Source organism: Amphritea sp. (assembly GCF_050300915.1).
GTDB lineage: Bacteria > Pseudomonadota > Gammaproteobacteria > Pseudomonadales > Balneatricaceae > Amphritea.
This window is the reverse complement of record NZ_JBNKYN010000002.1, coordinates 60784-79591: the sequence shown is the minus strand read 5'-3', so window position 1 is coordinate 79591 and position 18808 is coordinate 60784. Positions and strand designations below refer to the sequence as shown.

At 50.4% G+C, this 18808-nt stretch carries 15 protein-coding genes and 1 tRNA gene; 12 read left to right on the top strand and 4 right to left on the bottom strand.

Features of this window, described 5'->3' with window-relative positions; translation table 11 throughout:
• Positions 1 to 1107 carry a hypothetical protein gene (locus ACQY8X_RS00830; protein WP_428033241.1) on the top strand — a complete coding sequence of 369 codons (1107 nt, stop codon included), beginning with the start codon at positions 1 to 3 and terminating at the stop codon, positions 1105 to 1107.
• Here ACQY8X_RS00830 and ACQY8X_RS00825 read toward each other — a convergent pair.
• The 3 genes from ACQY8X_RS00825 to ACQY8X_RS00815 all read right to left on the bottom strand — a co-directional run bounded on the left by ACQY8X_RS00825 (position 1097) and on the right by ACQY8X_RS00815 (position 4542).
• Entirely contained in the window at positions 1097 to 2818 is a 1722-nt protein-coding gene (locus ACQY8X_RS00825; protein ID WP_428033240.1) for an Eco57I restriction-modification methylase domain-containing protein, read from the bottom strand. The two genes, ACQY8X_RS00830 and ACQY8X_RS00825, sit on opposite strands and share 11 nt — an antisense overlap.
• A 741-nt stretch (positions 2819 to 3559) precedes the next feature.
• Positions 3560 to 3646: transfer RNA gene (locus tag ACQY8X_RS00820), tRNA-Leu, on the bottom strand.
• Between the two features lie 122 nt (positions 3647 to 3768).
• Complete coding sequence (locus tag ACQY8X_RS00815) at positions 3769 to 4542, bottom strand: ferredoxin--NADP reductase (protein ID WP_428033239.1); 774 nt, start codon at positions 4540 to 4542, stop codon at positions 3769 to 3771.
• Between the two features lie 145 nt (positions 4543 to 4687).
• On the opposite strand from ACQY8X_RS00815, the gene ACQY8X_RS00810 reads away from it, so the two are divergent.
• The 4 genes from ACQY8X_RS00810 (at position 4688) to ACQY8X_RS00795 (ending at position 9638) form a co-directional block, all read left to right on the top strand.
• Complete coding sequence (locus ACQY8X_RS00810) at positions 4688 to 5566, top strand: LysR family transcriptional regulator (RefSeq protein ID WP_428033238.1); 879 nt, start codon at positions 4688 to 4690, stop codon at positions 5564 to 5566.
• 168 nt (positions 5567 to 5734) lie between these two features.
• Positions 5735 to 7081: a vWA domain-containing protein gene (locus ACQY8X_RS00805; RefSeq protein ID WP_428033237.1), complete on the top strand. Its 1347-nt coding sequence runs from the start codon at positions 5735 to 5737 to the stop codon at positions 7079 to 7081.
• Between the two features lie 76 nt (positions 7082 to 7157).
• Complete coding sequence (locus ACQY8X_RS00800; RefSeq protein ID WP_428033236.1) at positions 7158 to 8939, top strand: sensor histidine kinase; 1782 nt, start codon at positions 7158 to 7160, stop codon at positions 8937 to 8939.
• A 12-nt stretch (positions 8940 to 8951) separates the two neighbouring features.
• Positions 8952 to 9638: a response regulator transcription factor gene (locus ACQY8X_RS00795; protein ID WP_428033235.1), complete on the top strand. Its 687-nt coding sequence runs from the start codon at positions 8952 to 8954 to the stop codon at positions 9636 to 9638.
• Positions 9639 to 9696: 58 nt separating this feature from the next.
• Here ACQY8X_RS00795 and ACQY8X_RS00790 read toward each other — a convergent pair whose 3' ends face one another.
• Positions 9697 to 10677, bottom strand: a complete 981-nt coding sequence (locus ACQY8X_RS00790; protein ID WP_428033234.1) for a rhodanese-related sulfurtransferase — start codon at positions 10675 to 10677, stop codon at positions 9697 to 9699.
• Positions 10678 to 10992: 315 nt separating this feature from the next.
• On the opposite strand from ACQY8X_RS00790, the gene ACQY8X_RS00785 reads away from it, so the two are divergent.
• The 7 genes from ACQY8X_RS00785 to secF all read left to right on the top strand — a co-directional run bounded on the left by ACQY8X_RS00785 (position 10993) and on the right by secF (position 18758).
• Complete coding sequence (locus tag ACQY8X_RS00785) at positions 10993 to 12081, top strand: ethylbenzene dehydrogenase-related protein (protein WP_428033233.1); 1089 nt, start codon at positions 10993 to 10995, stop codon at positions 12079 to 12081.
• A gap of 96 nt (positions 12082 to 12177) precedes the next feature.
• On the top strand, positions 12178 to 12921 hold the full coding sequence (locus tag ACQY8X_RS00780; RefSeq protein ID WP_428033232.1) for a hypothetical protein: 744 nt from the start codon (positions 12178 to 12180) through the stop codon (positions 12919 to 12921).
• Positions 12922 to 13104: 183 nt separating this feature from the next.
• Positions 13105 to 14145, top strand: a complete 1041-nt coding sequence (queA, locus tag ACQY8X_RS00775) for a tRNA preQ1(34) S-adenosylmethionine ribosyltransferase-isomerase QueA (protein WP_428033231.1) — start codon at positions 13105 to 13107, stop codon at positions 14143 to 14145.
• A 138-nt stretch (positions 14146 to 14283) separates the two neighbouring features.
• Positions 14284 to 15408, top strand: a complete 1125-nt coding sequence (gene tgt, locus ACQY8X_RS00770) for a tRNA guanosine(34) transglycosylase Tgt (RefSeq protein ID WP_428033230.1) — start codon at positions 14284 to 14286, stop codon at positions 15406 to 15408.
• 41 nt (positions 15409 to 15449) lie between these two features.
• Positions 15450 to 15785, top strand: coding sequence for a preprotein translocase subunit YajC (gene yajC / locus ACQY8X_RS00765; protein ID WP_428033229.1), 336 nt, complete (start codon positions 15450 to 15452; stop codon positions 15783 to 15785).
• A 184-nt stretch (positions 15786 to 15969) separates the two neighbouring features.
• Positions 15970 to 17820 carry a protein translocase subunit SecD gene (gene secD, locus ACQY8X_RS00760; RefSeq protein WP_428033228.1) on the top strand — a complete coding sequence of 617 codons (1851 nt, stop codon included), beginning with the start codon at positions 15970 to 15972 and terminating at the stop codon, positions 17818 to 17820.
• 14 nt (positions 17821 to 17834) lie between these two features.
• Complete coding sequence (gene secF, locus ACQY8X_RS00755) at positions 17835 to 18758, top strand: protein translocase subunit SecF (RefSeq protein ID WP_428033227.1); 924 nt, start codon at positions 17835 to 17837, stop codon at positions 18756 to 18758.
• Positions 18759 to 18808: the final 50 nt, after the last annotated feature.

The window sequence follows — 18808 nt, the reverse complement described above, 5'->3', positions numbered from 1 at the left end:
ATGGATGGTGAGTTAAAAGTTCCACCAAAAGAAAAAAGTTTTTTAACCCCGCCGAGAGAATTAGCAGAAAAACTAAATGTTCTAGTTGGGCAGCGTTTTGAGTTAACTGGCAAGTCAAGAACGGATGGCTCCAATTTAAGAAAGCTAGTTGCTTCGACCTTGCTGGCGAACAGTGCGCCCGATGGTGCATCACGAAATACTTTTGAAGTAATTCCCCCAAAGGGTGTACCAAAAATATTACTGGAATATGTTGATACGTATATCGCAACCAGTGGGAGATCGTACAATTTACAGGTATGGAATCGAAACCCAAGCTCTGAGTCAGTTCAGGTAGAGTACACTTCTGGTGAGACGCTTCAGTCTGGCGAAGTTCGATTTGTTCTGGTTAAAGTTTCACCTTTGACGAGTCTTATTACTGCTGTAGCAGTTTTAACACCTGACTATGTTGTGAATAAGTTTGGGGTTTTCGGAAAGCCTACAGTTAAGCATCAACTTATAATTTCGTCATCAGCGCGGCGATCAGTTTTAGCTAACCCTGAAAACATTTTTTTTTATGACGACCCTGTGAGTGTAGGGTGTTCTTCAAATATTTCAAATTTGTCTAAGTATAGTATCCACGATAAGCCGACCAAAGACTCATTACTTCCGTTATCAACAATCAAAGATATTATTCAGGATCAAATAATTGGGTTAACAATAGAGTCAGCGGCAACAAAAAGCCGCGGCCAGATGTTAGAAGGGATCTTTGCTAAAGCACTTGGTTATAACGTCCAAGATGGTGAGTTGTTGGCGGGTGGCTATCCTGATATTCGCAATCAGGCTTTAGAGGTTAAGATTCAAGATTCCGCTACTGTAGACTTGGGAATGTATAGCCCAGAGTTTGAAGTGGCTGTTCCAGGTTGCGATGGCTTTACAACGCGAAACATGCGCTACTTTATCGCTTTAACTAATTCAGATACAAATCTAGTGGTAGGTGGGATTCTGTGTTCGGGTAGTAAGCTTGGGCTGCACTTTACCTATGTTTCTGATAAAAGTTACAAATGTCAAAGGTCGATTCCTATGGCATTTTTTGACGATATTTATGGGCGGTCAGTGTTTAATCCATAATATTTTCAATGTGCGGTACATCGAATATTGACCATACTATTTTGTCAATTTTTTGTTCGATTATACCGCGCTTTATTTCATCATTTTCATCGTAACACTGCTTTGCTAGGGTGATTAGCTCTATTGATTTCGTCAGGCTAGGATCAGGTATTGGGAATTGCTCGACGTACTGGGTGATAAATCTCCGCCTATTAGAATAAAGCTTATTCTGAAACTTAATGTCATAGAAATCTTCTATGAAGCGTGAGTTTGCAATGGCCAGCACCAACCATAATATATCGTTCGGGGCATCCTTATTGTCTTTCAGCATCCAGTAGCAATCGCCATTAACAACGGTTCCATCGTTGTCCATCCAAAAGGTTGGCTGCTCGGTAATATCTCGGAATATGATTTTTGGTTCTGACCAAAATAAAGGGTTTTGTGGGACCCAAATTTCAAACCACTGTCTATTAGCTTCGATCACATACTTTCTTCCAGCAAGCTGTTCCTTGTTATCTTCAAGATATTTCTTACTTAGTGGAAAGTCGTCAAGATTGTATGCATTTCGTTTACCCTCAACTACGGTATGGGTATACAAGATAGCCTTCTTGTCGTCTTCGGTGCATTTGAAACGGTTAGCTACGTGGTGAGTTGTTAGCGGTAGTAGTAATTCTGGTTTATAGCCAATATCAGACTCCCAATCTGATCTAATGAATACATTATCAGCCGTTGTTTTTACGCCAACTCGAATCTTTCCGATGTCTTTGAAAGAGCACCACGTGTTGCTCGCTACTTTGCCTAACCATTCTTCTGACTCTTCATCTTGAAGTCGCCATAAGTCGGACGGCTTAGAGTCAAATGTTAAGTGTCCATTTTTTACTTTGTAATTAACTTGTTTTGAACGTACAGTCCCAGTATATCTTAGTGCATCTATTTGATTTTCAACGAAGGGTAGATCTGTTTTTTTGTTTTTGTCATCAATGTAGGCTGATAGAAAGGGAACGTGTGAATTGTTTTTCTTTGTGCATGGGGAGAGTAACATCACAGCGGGAAGAACTGCGGCTTCAAATACTTTTGTATCGCCAAAGTCCCATATGCCTTTTATTTCATACTGATTATAAAGTATCTCGCGAAATTTACCTGCCCCTTTAGTAGTAAGAAATCGGTTTGATACAATAACTCCGGCTATTCCGTCACGGCTTAATACAGATTTCATTGCAACTAAGAAAGCTTGGTATATGTCTACGCGACCTTTAAGTCCAAAATTTTTGCTTAATAATTGGGCTTGTTCAGCACCAAGTACTTGTGTTCGAATGTAGGGGGGATTTGCAATTAATAAGTCAAAATCCGGTATGTTACTTGAAGCGAATAGATCTTTTGAATCAGACAGTCCGCCTTTTTCCAAGCAAGCTTGTAGAAAGTCTTTATGATGCAAGAAAGGTGTTATATCCGGGTGGGATTCTTTTAGGCGTTCCCTGGTTATTTCGATTGATACTGGGTTAGTATCAAATCCATGAGCTTCAATATTGCTGATGCCGTGAAGCTTAAGATTTTTGATTAAGCTTATTAATAGCTCTCCATCACCAACAGCAGGATCCACAATCTTAACTGTTTTCCCAAGCTTAGCGTTAGAAATGATGTTTTCGGATATGAAATCAGAAAAAATTACGGGAGTGTAATGAGCGCCTTCGCGCTTTCGAGATTCGACGTGACTATAGCGTTCGACAGACATTTAATTCTACGCCTCAAAATGCTACTTATCGTATTCACAACTTAATGCAAAATCAACCTTTATCAAGTGTTCACTTCTTTGTGAATCCAGCTGTGGGCATATACCAGTGGTCTGATCATTTCCGTAATATTGGGGGGCAGTGTAAAAACTCTAATATTTGTAATATTTGGGGTCAGTGTCTGTGGTATCCCCACGAATTTTCAATAAATAACAAATGGTTAGCTTAAGAAGGGAACGTTCTGAAAAAGGGGACAAATTTATTTAATAACCAGTGGCCGCCGATTCCAGAGCTTGAACCGGCACGCTTTTAAGGGCGGGCGAAGATCTTTTAGAAAGTGAATCCCCTACGTCTTTCTGTTCAAATTCCAGACACAAAAAAAGCGGTAACTTTTCAGCTCCGCTTTTCTATCACGTTCGTGGTACCAGTGGCCGGAGTCGAGCTGGCACGCTTTTATGGGCGGGCAAAGATCTTATAGAAAGTGAATCCCCTATGTGTTTCCTGCCCAAATTTCAGACACAAAAAAGCCCCGTTTCTTTAGGTTAAAGAGTAACGAGGCTAAAAACGTGGCCGGATTGATTGTTGCAGCTTGTTGGCTGCAACAACCCCTTTGGGGCTGCGCCGCAAGCGGCTTGTCCAAAGAGTTTCCTGGAAACTCTTTGTCGAACCTCCGGTTCTCGTCCGACGATTCAAGAACAAATAAAAAAGGGCCCTACAATGCAGGACCCTTTTTTATTTGTTCGTGGTACCAGTGGCCGGACTCGAACCGGCACGCTTTTAAGGGCGGGGGATTTTGAATCCCCTATGTCTACCAATTCCATCACACTGGCACAAACGTGGAGCGTATTATACGTCTCGTTTTCGGCCGGTCAATGCGATTAGTGAAATATCTTTGAAATCGTTGCGTCACAGCCCCTTCATTCAAGCAGGAGGCTGTGACAAAGTCCTGATTTCAACGTTCGACAAAGGCGCGTTCAATTACATAGTGTCCCGCATCGCCGGAGCGGGCTTCTTCAAACCCCATCTGGTCCAGCAGACGGGTGGTGTCTTTGAGCATGCTGGGGCTGCCGCAGATCATAAACCGGTCATTCTCAAGGCTCAGGTCGGGCAGGCCCAGATCCCGGGTGAGTTTGCCGGTGGCGATCAGGTCGGTCAGCCGGCCCTGATTGCGGAACGGTTCGCGGGTGACGGTGGGGTAGTACAGCAGCTTGTCGCTAACCATATCACCGAAGTATTCGTTGCTGGGCAGGTGCTCCTGAATCACATCGGCATAGGCCAGTTCTGACAGCTGACGCACTCCGTGGGTGAGAATCACTTTGTCATACTGCTCATAGATTTCCGGGTCTTTGATGATGCTCATAAACGGCGCCAGGCCGGTGCCGGTGCTGATCAGGTAGAGATGCTTGCCTGGCAGCAGATGATCATTGATCAGGGTGCCGGTGGGCTTGCGGCTGATGAGAATCTGGTCGCCGACCTGAATGCTCTGCAGTTTAGAGGTCAGCGGGCCGTCCTGGACCTTGATGCTGAAAAACTCCAACTGGTCTTCGTGATTGGCGCTGGCAATGCTGTAGGCGCGCATCAGCGGGCGGCCTTCGTGTTCCAGACCGATCATGGTGAAGTGACCGTTTTTGAAACGGAAGCCGGGATCTCTGCTGGTGGTAAAGCTGAACAGAGTATCGTTCCAGTGGTGTACGCTGAGAACCTCTTCGCGACCGATATTTGACATGGCACTACCTCACACTTATTCGACGGATAACACTGTTGATTCAGGTTATAAAAAAGGGGTTATCTATTTCCTGAGTGCATAGTAGATCGCTCTGCTATATTGTTAAAGACGCTTATTATGGTAACAGTTATCGGAAAAACAGGTTATGAAGTATAGCTTACGGCAGTTAGAGGTGTTTCTGGCGGTCGCCCATTTCGACAATATCTCCCGCGCGGCGGAGAGTCTGTCGATGTCGCAGTCGGCGGCCAGTGGGGCATTGCGTGATCTTGAGTCACAGTTTGATATCCAGTTGTTTGACCGGGTGGGTAAGCGGCTGAAGATTAATGAGCTGGGGCGGTTGCTGCGTCCCCGGGCGGAGGCATTGCTAGAACGGGCCCGCAGTCTGGAACAGGATATGGCGCAGCATGAGGCGGTGGGGCAGTTGAAGATTGGCGCCACCATGACCATCGGTAACTATCTGGCGGTGGGGCTGATCGCCCGTTATCTTGATGAGCAACCCCGGGCGAAGCTGGACCTTCAGGTGGCCAACACCTCGGCTATCGCCGCCCGGCTGGTCAATTTTGATCTGGATATCGGCCTGGTGGAAGGTGAGGTGCAACACCCTGATCTGGAGGTGATTCCCTGGCTGAGTGACCGGCTGGAGGTGTTCTGTGCGCCGCACCATCCATTAACCCATAAGCATCAGCTGAGTGATACTGATCTGCTCTCGGCACGCTGGATATTGCGCGAGCAGGGCTCCGGCACCCGGCAGGCGTTTGACTGGGCACTGCATGGTTTATTGCCCAACCTGAATGTGTTGCTGGAACTGGAGCACGCAGAGGGGATTAAACAGGCGGTGGCGCAGGGGTTGGGAATCGGCTGTTTATCGCGGATCGCGTTACAAGAGTCGTTTGACCTGGAAACCCTGGTGCCCTTGCGGGTCGCCGGACGTGATTTTAGTCGTCAGCTGTATCTGGTGATCAACAAGCATAAATATCGCAGCGCCGGGATTGAACGCTGGATCGAGCTGTGTCATCAGGCCTGAGGCTTGCTTGATGAGGCTCGATTAAAGAGCTCTTACAATAAGGGGTTTGGATTTTACAAATTTCTTACAAAATCGATAACCTGATCTGACTTTTCTCTGTCTGACTGAGCGTAGAGTCAATACAACGGTGGAAGGGCTCCACTATACTCTCAACTCAGGAATGTGATCATGAACTCTCAATCTGACAACTATATGCTAAGACGAACGCTGCAATCATTCGGATTGTTTTTACTCAGCCTGTTGCCGTTGCTGGCCGAGGCTAATCAGGTGAGTCTGAATATTAATCTGGCAACTCCGGTGATGGAAGCGGGGCAAAGTCACCGGGCGTTTATTAAAGTATCGCTGGAAGGCTTTAAGCAGCAGGATAAACAGGCACGGATACCGGCCAATGTGGCGATTGTACTGGATAAGTCGGGTTCCATGGACGGTGATAAAATTCAGTATGCCCGTGAAGCCGCTATCATGGCGATTAAGCGTCTTGATGAACGGGATATCGTCTCGGTGGTGAGTTACGACTCTCAGGTGCAGGTGGTGGTGCCAGCGACCGCAGTACATAACCAGCAGGCTATTTATGCTGCAATCCGTCATATTCAGGCGGATGGTAATACCGCGCTGTTTGCTGGCGTGAGTAAAGGGGCAAACGAGCTGCGTACTTTTCTCAGCCGGAACCGGGTAAACCGGGTTATTTTACTCTCCGATGGTTTGGCTAATGTTGGCCCGCAGTCGGCGTCTGAACTGGGGGAGCTGGGGGCTTCGCTGGCGAAAGAGGGGATCAGTGTCACCACGATAGGTCTGGGCCTTGGTTATAACGAAGACCTGATGACCCGTTTGGCGGGTTACAGCGATGGTAATCACGCGTTTGTCGAAAACGCTGAAGATCTGGCGTCTGTATTTCAGTATGAGTTTGGTGATGTGCTGTCCGTGGTAGCTCAGGGGGTCAATATTGAGATCCGTTGTCGCAACGGTGTAAAGCCCATTCGTCTGTTAGGGCGTAAAAGTGAGATTATTGGCGACCGGGTGACAACCCGCCTGAATCAGTTGTATAGCGAGCAGGAAAAGTTCGTTATTCTTGAGGTTGAAGTCCCCGAACAGCTGGCTGAAACAGAGCTTGAGCTGGTGGCGGTGGAGGTGCACTACGATAACCTGTTTACCCAGAACGAAGAGCAGTTATCCGGCCAGAGCGTCGCCCGTTTCAGTGGCTCAAAGCAGGAGGTCAGGGCCGCCCGGGATGATAAAACACTGGAAGCGGCGGTTGAGCAGGTGGCTAATGAATATAGTCGTGATGCGATTAAGGCACGGGACAGCGGTGACCTGGAAGGGGCTAAAAAGATTCTTCAGGATAGCGCATCCTATCTGGGGTCTCAGGCCGAGTCGCTGAACTCACCCAAGTTGCAGAAACAGGAAGCGGAAGCCCTGCAGGATGCCGACTCTCTGGAACTGGAACAAGACTGGAATAAACAACGTAAAGAGCTGAAGGCACGACAGTATAAGCGCGCCACCCAGCAGGCGTATTAATACGCCGATATAAATAGTGTGACCGGGGGGATTGAACCTCAGGGTTTAATCCCCGCCCACACCACCGGAAGGATCTGTGAACAGACGAACACCCCTATTACTCGCCGTTATTATCGCCCTGCCTCTGCTATTGCTGGCCTGGTTTGGCGTGCGCTTGCAGCTGGATCAGCAGCAGGTTGTCGCGCACCAGTTAAGTAACCTGGCAACCGGGCGGTTGCAGAGTATTGATGCGCAGTTTCAGGAACATTTTTTCCGCCTGCAGCAGCTTTTTATTCGTCAGGCAGAAACATTGCGGCAGGAAACCGCAGGGCAATACCGGGTTGAAGCGATGCGCCGGTTTATCCAGCAGTCGGCTGCAGTAAAACAGCTCTTCGTACTATCGCCCAGCGGCGAGCGTCTGTTTCCTCCCTCAGATCAGCCGTTGAATCATCAGGAGCAGGAGTTTGTCGCGCTCACCCGTAATCTGCTGCGCCAGCCTGAGCGTTTTACCATGCCAGCAGTGGATCCGGTGGGCGGGATAAGTCAGGAATATACCGGTGGGAGCAACGACAAGTTAAAGAGCGCCAGACTGAACAGCTCGGTGGCGAAAAAAATCCAGTATGGTGGCGATGTTGCCGCGCAGGGGTTATCTGAGTCTGCCGGGCTGAACGCGCCGGAACCGCCCCATGGCTGGATCGCCTGGTACGCCGAAGTGGGGTTGCAACAGATTTTCTGGTTGCAGGATAGTGACGGCAATACCGTGGGGTTTGCGCTGAACTCCGCGCGGCTGCTATCGGATCTGATCGATCTGCTGCCGTCCAGCACGGTTGCCGGTGTCGCGGCGGATGTGTCGATCGCGCCGCAGATGGACAGTGAGATCCGTCTGCTGAATGACCGGGGCGAAATCGCCTATAGCTGGGGTGGCGGGCAGGTCGCTGAGAGTGGGCAGAAACCCTTGCAAACAGTGCCTTTGAGTCATCCTTTGGCGAGCTGGCATCTGGCCTACTATACCTCCGAGCTACCGGTGGCCAGCACTGGATGGCTGGGGCTGATCGTGTTGCTGGTGTTGCTGGCCGCGGGTTTATCGACGCTGGCTTACCTGTTGTATCGCGAGCATAACCGCGAGCTGAGGCTGGCGGAGCAGCGGGTTAATTTTGTTAATCAGGTGTCCCATGAGCTGAAAACCCCGCTGACGAATGTGCGCTTATATACCGAGATGTTAGAGCAGGAGCTACCCGATGATGAGCTGGTAGCGCAACGTTATCTGGGGGTGATCACGAGTGAGGCGGGGCGGTTGTCCCGATTGATTGAGAATGTGCTGAGCTTTTCACGTTCAAAACGGGAGGGCGTCAGTGTCAGATATCAGCAAGGGGTTATCGATAACTGTATTGGTCAGGTGGTGGAACTGTTTACGCCGGTCTTAAGTGCGCGGGCATTAAGTATCCGCTTTACCGCTGAAGCTAAGCAGCTATGTTATTTTGACGGTGAAGCGCTGGAGCAGATTCTGAATAATCTGCTGAGCAACTGTGAAAAATATGCCTCAGAGGGGCGCTTCGTTGATATCAGTAGCTGGCAAGAGGAGCGGTCTGGTTGTTTGCAGAGTTATATCCGGGTTCGCGATTATGGCCCCGGCGTCCCGGTGGATGACGCAGACAAAGTGTTTGAGCCTTTTTACCGGGGCAGTGAGAAGCTGACCGAGGGCGTCAGTGGTACGGGGATTGGGTTGGGGCTGGCACGTGACCTGGCGAGGGCCCATCAGGGCGAGTTGAGGGTTGAGCCGCGAGGCTCAGCAGAAACCTCCGGAGCCAGCTTTTTACTGACGCTGGCAACCCCGGTTGCGCTCTCAACTGAGCTGCGGGACAGAAAGCCGGATTATTAGACAGGAAGGGATATGAAACTGTTAATTGCTGAAGACGATCTGCATATCCGCCAGGGATTGACGACCTTACTGGCGTCTGAAGGGTATGAGTGTATCGCGGCGGCGGATGGTGATCAGGCCTGGCAGTTATACCTGCAGCATCAGCCTGACCTGGTGCTGTTGGATATCATGATGCCGAAACAGGATGGTTATGCGGTGTGTCGGCGAATTCGTCAGCACAATGAAGTGCTGCCGGTGATCTTTATCAGTGCAAAATCGGAAGAGATCGATCAGGTACTGGGGCTTGAGTTAGGCGCTGATGATTACATCAAAAAACCCTTTGGCAGCCGTGAAGTGATCGCCCGGATACGGGCAGTGACACGACGCTCTCAGCGTCCGCTAGCGAACATAGCTGAAGATGACAGTTTTATCATGGATGACCTGCAGATCAGACCCTCTGAGTTTCGCGCGCTGCGCGGTGATCAGGTGATTGAGTTAAGCCTGAGGGATGTGAAAATTCTGCGGCTGTTATATGAACTGAAAGGCAAGGTGGTGGACCGTGATGCGCTGTTCAACCACTGCTGGGGGCGGGACTATTTTGCCAATAGCCGTACGCTGGATCAGCATATATCCAAGCTGCGCAAGGCGATTGAGCTGAATGCCAGAGCGCCGCGCATTATCACCACGGTGCATGGTGTGGGTTATCGTTTTGATGGTTAGTCGTGCCGATTAAACAGGGATCTGCCTGCACAGATCCCTGTTAATCCGTGTTTAACTTTTAACTCTTTTCCTGCTGTGCCAGACGTTCCTGCAGTTTCAGTTGACGGCGTTTGCTGCTGGTATCGTTGGCGTCGGCACCCAGGTGGGCTTCACCGCGCTGCTCTGCCAGTTGCATCTGTTTCTGCCGCTCAATAAAGCGCTCGCGCTGTTCATCGCTAAGGCGGTCATAGCAGTTAGGGCAGCTGATACCCGCCTGATATTGTTCACTCTGCATCTGCTCCGCAGTCAGGGGCAGGCGGCAGGCGTGGCACTGATCGTAGCTGCCTTTCTCCAGCTGATGATTGACTGTCACCCGATTATCAAACACGAAGCATTCACCCTCCCAGAGGGAGTTCTCCTGGGGTACTTCCTCCAGGTATTTAAGGATGCCGCCCTCCAGGTGATAGACCTCATCGAAACCTTGCTCTTTCAGGTAAGCGGTGGACTTTTCGCAGCGGATACCGCCGGTGCAAAACATCGCCACTTTACGGTTTTTCTCTGGATCGAGATGCTCTTTCACATACTGAGGAAATTCGCGAAAGGTTTCGGTGTTCGGGTTGAGTGCTCCTTTAAAGGTGCCCACCTGAACCTCGTAATCGTTGCGGGTATCCACCAGCACCACCTCCGGGTCTGAGATCAGCGCGTTCCAGTCCTGAGGTTTAACATAGGTGCCGACCACCCGCTTCGGGTCGATCCCCTCTACGCCCATGGTGACGATCTCTTTTTTCAGCTTTACCTTAGTGCGGTGGAAGGGGTTGCTGTCATCTATCGACTCTTTATAGACGATATCGGCAAGGCGGGGATCACTTTGCAGCCAGTTTAGCAGGGCATCAATGCCCGCCCTGCTGGCGGCGACGGTACCGTTAATCCCTTCGCTGGCGAGCAGCAGGGTGCCGCGTACATTGTTATCCAGCATCACTTTATACAGGGGTTCACGCAGGGTTTCGAAATCTTCCAGCGCAACAAATTTATACATTGCGCAGACAATAGTCTGTGACATGGGTTCTCCTCAGCCAGTCGGAACGTAAATCCGCAGCCTTTGGTGTTATTAATCAGGGGTAACTAAAGAAGGAGCGGCATTGTACCTGCATCTGCGACCGAGTAAGACGGACAAATTGTAGGGGCTCTTAAGTTACAACGATCATTCACGTTGTGTTGATGAGGGGTTCTGCTCAGGTGACTGGGCACGATAAATATGCGCCCATTTGTGTGCGAAGGTCGCGTTTGGCGCGTTTATGAACTTAGCTATACATAATGGATAAGATAAAAAACAGGGAGGGCGTTCGTCTGCTTCACTCAGCCTGAGGATCAATGTATGAAACGTTTCATTAAAACCCCGATTGGCGGTTATGTCAGCTCGCTGTTCATCCTGAGCGGTGTTTTATCTACCACGATAAGCGGTGCAGTACAGGCGGCCAATGCGACGCTGACCAGCGTCAAAACCGATAGCACCATTGTTCTCGATGGTTTGGCCGAATCAGCCTGGGACAAGGCTCCCGTACTAAGCGTCCGGCTCGATAATATGCCCTATAAAGCGGACAACTATGGCGGGATGACCAGCACCAACGTGATGTTGCAATCGCTTTATGATGAGAATTTCGTCTATTTTCTGCTTCAGTATGATGACCCCACGAAAAGCCTTGCCCGTTTCCCCTGGGAAAAACAGGCCGACGGCACCTGGAAACAGTTAAAAGGCAAGGATCAGACCGGCCACGACAACCTTTACTATGAAGATAAGCTGGCTCTTTTCTGGAATATTAACGCCCGGGGCTTTGCTAAGAAGGGCTGTGATGTTGCCTGCCATATGCAGGATGATGACGGCAAAATTAATGGTTTTGATCAGAAAGGCAAAGCGCCGGGACGTAAATATACCCGGGAGGGTCAGACCATCGATATGTGGCACTGGAAAAGTGTCCGTATGAATCCGCTGGGGCTGATTGATGATCAGTATGTGGATAGCGTTAATGACCCCGCCGTGAACAGCAACTGGGGACGGCATGGCGATAGTAAAACCGGCGGTGGTTATGTTGACAATATCAATGCTGAGAAGACCGGGCCTGCCTTTATGAATCGCACACAGGGCAGTGTGGATGGCTATACCATTACCCCTTCGCAGAAAACTCCGTTCGTTGATACGTTTAGAGAGGGTGACCGGATCCCCGGCATCATGTCTGAACCCTTCACCGGCTCACGGGGTGATATCTGGGCGAAAGGGGAGTGGCAGGATGGCAAGTGGCGCATCGAAATCAAACGGGCACTGGTGACCCATGGCGATAAGGCTGAGATTCAGGATGTGCAGTTCAGTGACCTCACTAAGGTTTATAACTTCGGCATCTCGGTGTTTGATAATTCACAGATTGATCATCTCTACCACGAAGGCGCCTATGATCTGATTTTTCAGTAACCTGATCGTTGTAACGACCGGTTTCAAATAGAAAGACTCTGCCCTCTGTCAGGGGGCGTTGTCTGTTTTTTTGAGGTTCTTTATCAGGGGGCATCTATGCGTATTGCGACACTGAATTTTTCGGCAAAGCTGGGACTGTCCGGGTTTCTGATTACCGTTCTATTGGGGGCGCTCAGCGCAGTAACCCTGATCGGTTTACTCTATTCGCAGCATGATCGGGGCTTCAATATTCCTGCGATGGACCGGATTCAGTCACACTACAGCGACTCACCGTTGATCTCAGCGATGAAAGGCCCGATGTATCAATATGTCACCGAGGATGGTGATATTGATGTGATCGCTAAATGGATTGCCGCCGGGGCGAAGAATGATGCTTTCTTCAAAGATGAGGTGATGTATATCCTCGGTGAAGACTGCCAGAAGTGTCATAGTCGCCGCTCGCAGATGAGTAATGCGATGCCGTCGATGCCGTTCAGCAGCTATGAGGATGTTGTGCAATATACCGAAGGTGGGTATAGCTGGACGCAGATGGCAAGAACCGCGCATATTCACCTGTTTGGTATCGCTGTGTTTCTGGTGCTCGTGTCGCTGATTATGGCATACAGCAGTTATCGCCCATGGATTAAAACCCTGCTGATCACGGCGGGGTGGATCGCCTTGTGGCTGGATATCGGTTCCTGGTGGCTGGCTAAGTTTTACAGCAGTTTTGCGTTTGTTATATCGCTGGCGGGCAGTGTTGAAATCGTTGCAGTGTGTGCCATGAGCGGGCTCTGCTTGCTGAATCTCTGGGTGCGTTTACCGGCGGTACTGCTTGAACCTGTGGAGCAGCAGGCAGCGTAGCCCGGCCTTCCCGTTGTCTGATCTGTTAGTTTTATCGGCTGAGTGCCTGAGATCATCTTTCATCGTGTAATTTAGCTGAAGTTTTGCCGCAAATCGGGTAGGATACGCACCCTTTTTATCGGCTGTGCAAAGATGGGACAGCCGGTTTCAGCTAATTATTGCGTCTCAGGTTAACGTTTCTCTATGCAGGTTAAAGATTTTCATTTTGATCTTCCCGACGAGCTGATTGCCCGCTATCCACTGGAAAAGCGCAGCGACAGTCGTTTGTTCTGTGTGGACGGTAATAGCGGCGCGTTTCAGCATCGGCAGTTTTTCGATGTTCTGGATCTGCTTGAACCCGGCGATCTGGTGGTGTTTAACAACACCCGGGTGATTCCGGCGCGGATGTTCGGTGAGAAGTCCTCCGGCGGGAAGATCGAAGTGTTGATTGAACGGGTGCTCGACGAGCGTTCTGCGCTGGCGCATATTCGTTCCAGCCGGTCGCCCAAAGCGGGTGCCCAACTGACCATGGATGGTGGCCTGAAGGCCACCATGGTCGCCCGCCACGATGATCTGTTTGAGCTTGAGTTTGATCTGGCTGAAGGCCATCTGATTGAAGCCTTAGAGCAGTTCGGACATATGCCGCTACCGCCCTATATGAAACGCGAAGATGAACTTTCCGACCGCGAACGCTATCAGACGGTGTATAACGAAAAGCCGGGTGCCGTGGCTGCACCGACGGCGGGTTTGCATTTTGATGCAGCCTTGCTGAGTAAGCTGGAACAGAAGGGAGTTAATAAAGCCTTCGTTACCCTGCATGTAGGGGCGGGTACTTTTCGTCCGGTCAAAGTCGAAAATATTCAGGACCATAAGATGCATGCTGAATATATCGAAGTGCCGGAAGCTGTTTGTCAGGCGGTAAGAGATACCAAAGCACGGGGTAAACGGGTGCTGGCGGTGGGCACAACCTCGGTACGCTGTCTGGAAACCGCCAGTAAAACCGGAGAGATTCAGCCGTTTTTTGGTGATACGGATATTTTTATCTTCCCGGGCTATGAGTTTCGTACCGTGGACCTGTTGATCACTAACTTCCATCTGCCGGAGTCCACTCTGCTGATGCTGGTGTCAGCGTTTGCCGGTTATGAGCAGATGATGGCGGCGTATCAGGAGGCGGTCGCGCAGCGCTATCGCTTCTTCAGTTATGGCGATGCGATGTTTCTGTCGAAAAAGACGGACAACGGCTAAGCGACTTACGTGAAAAAACGGTGATTAGCCTTTAATTTAATTTATTCAGCCTTATATAAGGGAGAAGATCGCAACTCCCAGGGCTGAACCTGAGTTCAGGTAACTTATTTAGGACCGATTGTGACCAGAGAATGTTTTATGAAGTTTGAGCGCCTGGCGACCGATGGCAAAGCCCGTCGCGGCCGCTTAAGCTTTCCCCGCGGTGATGTGGAAACCCCTGCGTTTATGCCAGTGGGCACCTATGGCACGGTTAAGGGGATGTTGCCGAAGGATATCGAGGCGATCGGTGCGCAGATTATTCTGGGGAACACCTTTCATCTGATGTTGCGTCCCGGCACTGAGGTGATTAAAGCCCATGGCGATCTGCATGATTTTATGAACTGGAAGGGGCCAATTCTGACCGATTCCGGTGGTTTTCAGGTGTTCAGCCTGGGGGCGATGCGTAAGATTACCGAGGAAGGGGTGCACTTTCAGTCACCGGTGAATGGTTCCAAAGTGTTTATGGGGCCGGAAGAATCGATGCAGGTGCAGCGTGATCTGGGCTCCGATATTGTGATGATCTTCGATGAATGTACCCCATACCCGGCCACTGAGATTGAAGCGGCAGATTCTATGCGGCTCTCTCTGCGCTGGGCAAAACGCTCAAAAGCAGCTCACGGCGATAGCCCGTCGGCGCTGTTTGGTATTGTTCAGGGTGGCATGTACCCCCATCTGCGGGATGAATCCATTGACGGGTTGAATGAGATCGGCTTCGATGGCTATGCCATTGGTGGCCTGTCGGTCGGCGAGCCGAAAGAGGAGATGATCCGGGTACTGGACCATCTGGCGTATAAAATGCCGGAGGATAAGCCCCGCTACCTGATGGGCGTCGGCAAGCCGGAAGATATTGTTGAAGGTGTGCGTCGCGGTGTGGATATGTTCGACTGCGTGATGCCCACGCGTAATGCGCGTAACGGCCACCTGTTTACCCGTCACGGGGTGGTCAAACTGCGTAACTCGGCGAATAAAACCGACCCCCGTCCGCTGGATGAACAGTGCAGTTGCTACACCTGCCAGAATTTTAGCCGTGCCTATCTGCATCATCTTGATAAGTGTAAGGAGATCGTCGGTTCACAGCTGAATACGATCCATAACCTGCACTACTATCAGGAGCTGATGGCTGGATTGCGTCAGGCCATTGAACAGGGTAAATTGGACGACTTTGTTGACCAGTTCTACCATCTTAAGGGGATGGAAACACCGCCTCTTAACGTTGAAGTTTGACTTTAATTTATTGATTTTATTAAGTATTAGGAGAGGCCTTAATGAGCTTTTTAATCGCTACAGCTGAAGCAGCAGATGCTGCCGCACCAGGTGGTATGGATCCAAGTATGTTCAATCTGATCTTTCTGGTTGGCTTCGGTGTTATTTTTTATATGTTCATGTGGCGCCCACAAGCCAAACGGGCTAAAGAGCATAAAGCACTGCTGAGCGGGCTGAGTAAAGGTGATGAAGTGATCACTGCCGGTGGTCTGATCGGTAAAGTGGTTCGTCTGAATGATGACTACATCGTACTGAGCGTAAACGACACCACTGAGCTGACTTTCCAGAAGACTCATGTGAGTGCTGCGCTGCCAAAAGGCACCATTAAACAGATCTAGTAACAAATCCATAACAAAACGCCACTATCGTGGCGTTTTTCAAATGTGGTGGAACAGCGTCTGTTAATTGCAGACTTTGTTTTTTTAGCTGTTTTAATCTAAACAATGGTGCCCGGTCGGAAGTGAGCGTTTTTTGCTAGAAAACGTTTGTTCTGATGTCCGGGCTAGTTAGGGACAGAGCGCCATGCTCAATAAATATCCACTGTGGAAAAATGTGCTGATCGTGCTGGTATTGCTGATCGGTGGCATCTACGCCGCGCCCAACCTTTTTCCAGACGATTATGCTGTTCAGATTTCCGGTACACGGGAGTCGAATATTGTTAACCAGCCGCTGCTGGATCAGGTGACGCAAGCGTTGCAACAGGCTGATGTCAGCGTTAAAGGCGAAGAGCTGACGGATAAAGGCGGGTTGCTGCGTTTTAACGATAGTCGTACTCAGCTTGAAGCGAAAGAGATTATCAGTCAGACGCTGAAAGAGGACTATGTCGTCGCTCTTAACCTGGCACCCACGACACCGGAATGGTTGCGTTCTCTGGGGGCTGGGCCGATGAAGCTGGGCCTCGATCTGCGTGGCGGGGTGCACTTCCTGCTGGAGGTGGATATGGTGTCTGCGGTGGCGCAGCGTCTGGATGTCTATGTCAGCGAGATTAAAACCAAGCTGCGCACCGAAAAGCTGCGTTATCGTTCAGTCGAACATCGTGAAGATGGCAGTCTTGAACTCAAATTTGCTGCTGCGGATGTTCGTGATCAGGCTGCCGCTTTGCTGCGTAAAGATTATTCCGAGTTTCTCATCAATACCGAAGACCTGGATGGTTCGTTCTATCTCACTATCAACCTGCAGGAAAGCAAGATCCGTGAGATCGAAGACTACGCAATCAAGCAAAACCTGACCACCCTGCGTAACCGGGTTAACGAGCTGGGCGTTGCCGAGCCGTTGGTGCAGCGCCAGGGCCGTAACCGTATCGTGGTGCAGCTGCCGGGTATTCAGGATACCGCTGCGGCTAAGCGGATTATTGGTAAAACCGCAAACCTCGAATTCCGTTTGGAAGCTAAAACAGATGCCCCCCGGGTGACCACTGAAACCTATGAGTTCCGTGATTCAAATCGTGAGGCCACCCTGGAAAAAGACGTAATTCTGACTGGTTCCAGCGTGTCTAATGCCCAGTCATCGTTTGATGAGAATGGCCAGCCGCAGGTGAATATCTCTCTGGATGCTAAGGGTGGCCAGATGATGAACCGGACTACCAAGAATGCGATCAAGCGACGCATGGCGGTGCTGTTTGTCGAGCATAAGAGCCGTGTTGTCTACGAAACCGTCGATGGCGAGCAGGTGGCGAAGCGGATCCCCTATGTCGAGAAGAAGATCATCTCGCTGGCAACTATTCAGAGCATTCTGGGTGCCAGCTTCCGTATCACCGGGCTGGATAGTGCCACTGAGTCTTCTGAACTGGCGCTGTTGCTGCGTGCCGGTGCGCTGGCGGCACCAATCTACTTTGTCGAGGAGCGGACTGTCGGTCCAAGCCTGGGTGAGCAGAATATCCAGTTGGGCATGATGTCGGTGCAGATCGGTTTTGCCCTGGTGCTGCTGTTTATGGTTGCCTATTACCGGGTGTTTGGTCTGCTGGCGAATATTGCGTTGAGCTTTAACCTGGTATTGTTGCTGGCGGTGATGTCGATTATGTCGGCAACTCTGACCCTGCCAGGTATCGCGGGTATTGTGCTGACCGTGGGGATGGCGGTGGATGCGAACGTGCTGATCTTCTCGCGAATACGGGAGGAACTGAAAAACGGTATGCCGGCTCAGTCGGCCATCAGTGCCGGTTTCGACCGGGCGTTCTCAACGATTTTTGACGCTAACATCACTACCTTGCTGGCGGCTGTGATTCTGTTCGCGATGGGCTCTGGCCCGGTGAAAGGGTTCGCGATTACCCTGTCGGTCGGTATCCTGACCTCCATGTTCACTGCGATCATGGTCACCCGGATGCTGGTTAATCTGGTCTACGGCGGTCGTGCGCTGAAGAAACTGTCGATCTGACGGAGTAGAGTAAGATGACGACTGAAAAAATCTATAACTTTATGGGGCTGCGAAAGATCGCCGCCGCCTTCTCGATCACCTTGCTGCTGATTTCGGTTGCTTCGCTGGCGATCAACGGGCTTAAGTTTGGCCTGGACTTCACGGGTGGCTCACTGATCGAAGTGGGTTATCAGCAGGAGCCAGACCTTAATGGCATTCGCGATAAATTGCAGCAAGCCGGTTATGAAGATGCCATCGTGCAAACCTTTGGTTCACCGGTTGATATCCTGATCCGCATGGGGGTTGCTCACGATCCCAAGCTGGGGGATACCGTGTTGCAAACATTGCAGAGCGGTGAAACTCAGGAGCTAACCCTGCGTCGTAATGAGTATGTGGGCGCTCAGGTGGGTGAGGAGCTGCGTGAACAGGGCGGTTTAGGTATGTTGCTGGCGCTGTTTATGGTGATGGTATATGTCGCCTTCCGCTTCCAGCTGAAGTTCTCTATTGGTGCTGTGACCGCGCTGGCCCATGACGTGCTGATTGTGCTGGGTTTCTTCTCGGTACTGCAGCTGGACTTCGACCTGACGGTGCTGGCCGCGATTCTGGCGGTGATCGGTTACTCGCTTAACGATACCATTGTGGTGTCTGACCGTATCCGGGAGAACTTTCGCCGGATGCGTAAGAGTGAGCCGATTGAGATCATGAACGTCTCCCTGAGTCAGACCCTGGGTCGTACGCTGGTAACCTCGTTGACCACGTTGCTGGTGCTGGTAGCGCTGGCGGTGTTTGGTGGCGAGATGATCTTTGGTTTTGCGGTTGCGCTGCTGGTGGGTGTGTTTATCGGTACCTATTCTTCTATCTATGTGGCTGCAAATATCCTGATTTTGCTGGGTATCTGTAAAGAGGATCTTATTCCGCCAGAGAAGCCGGATGGTGATGAGATCGATGAAATGCCGTAAGTTGCATTTTGTTCTGTAAAAAAGCCGGCGGATAGCCGGTTTTTTTGTTT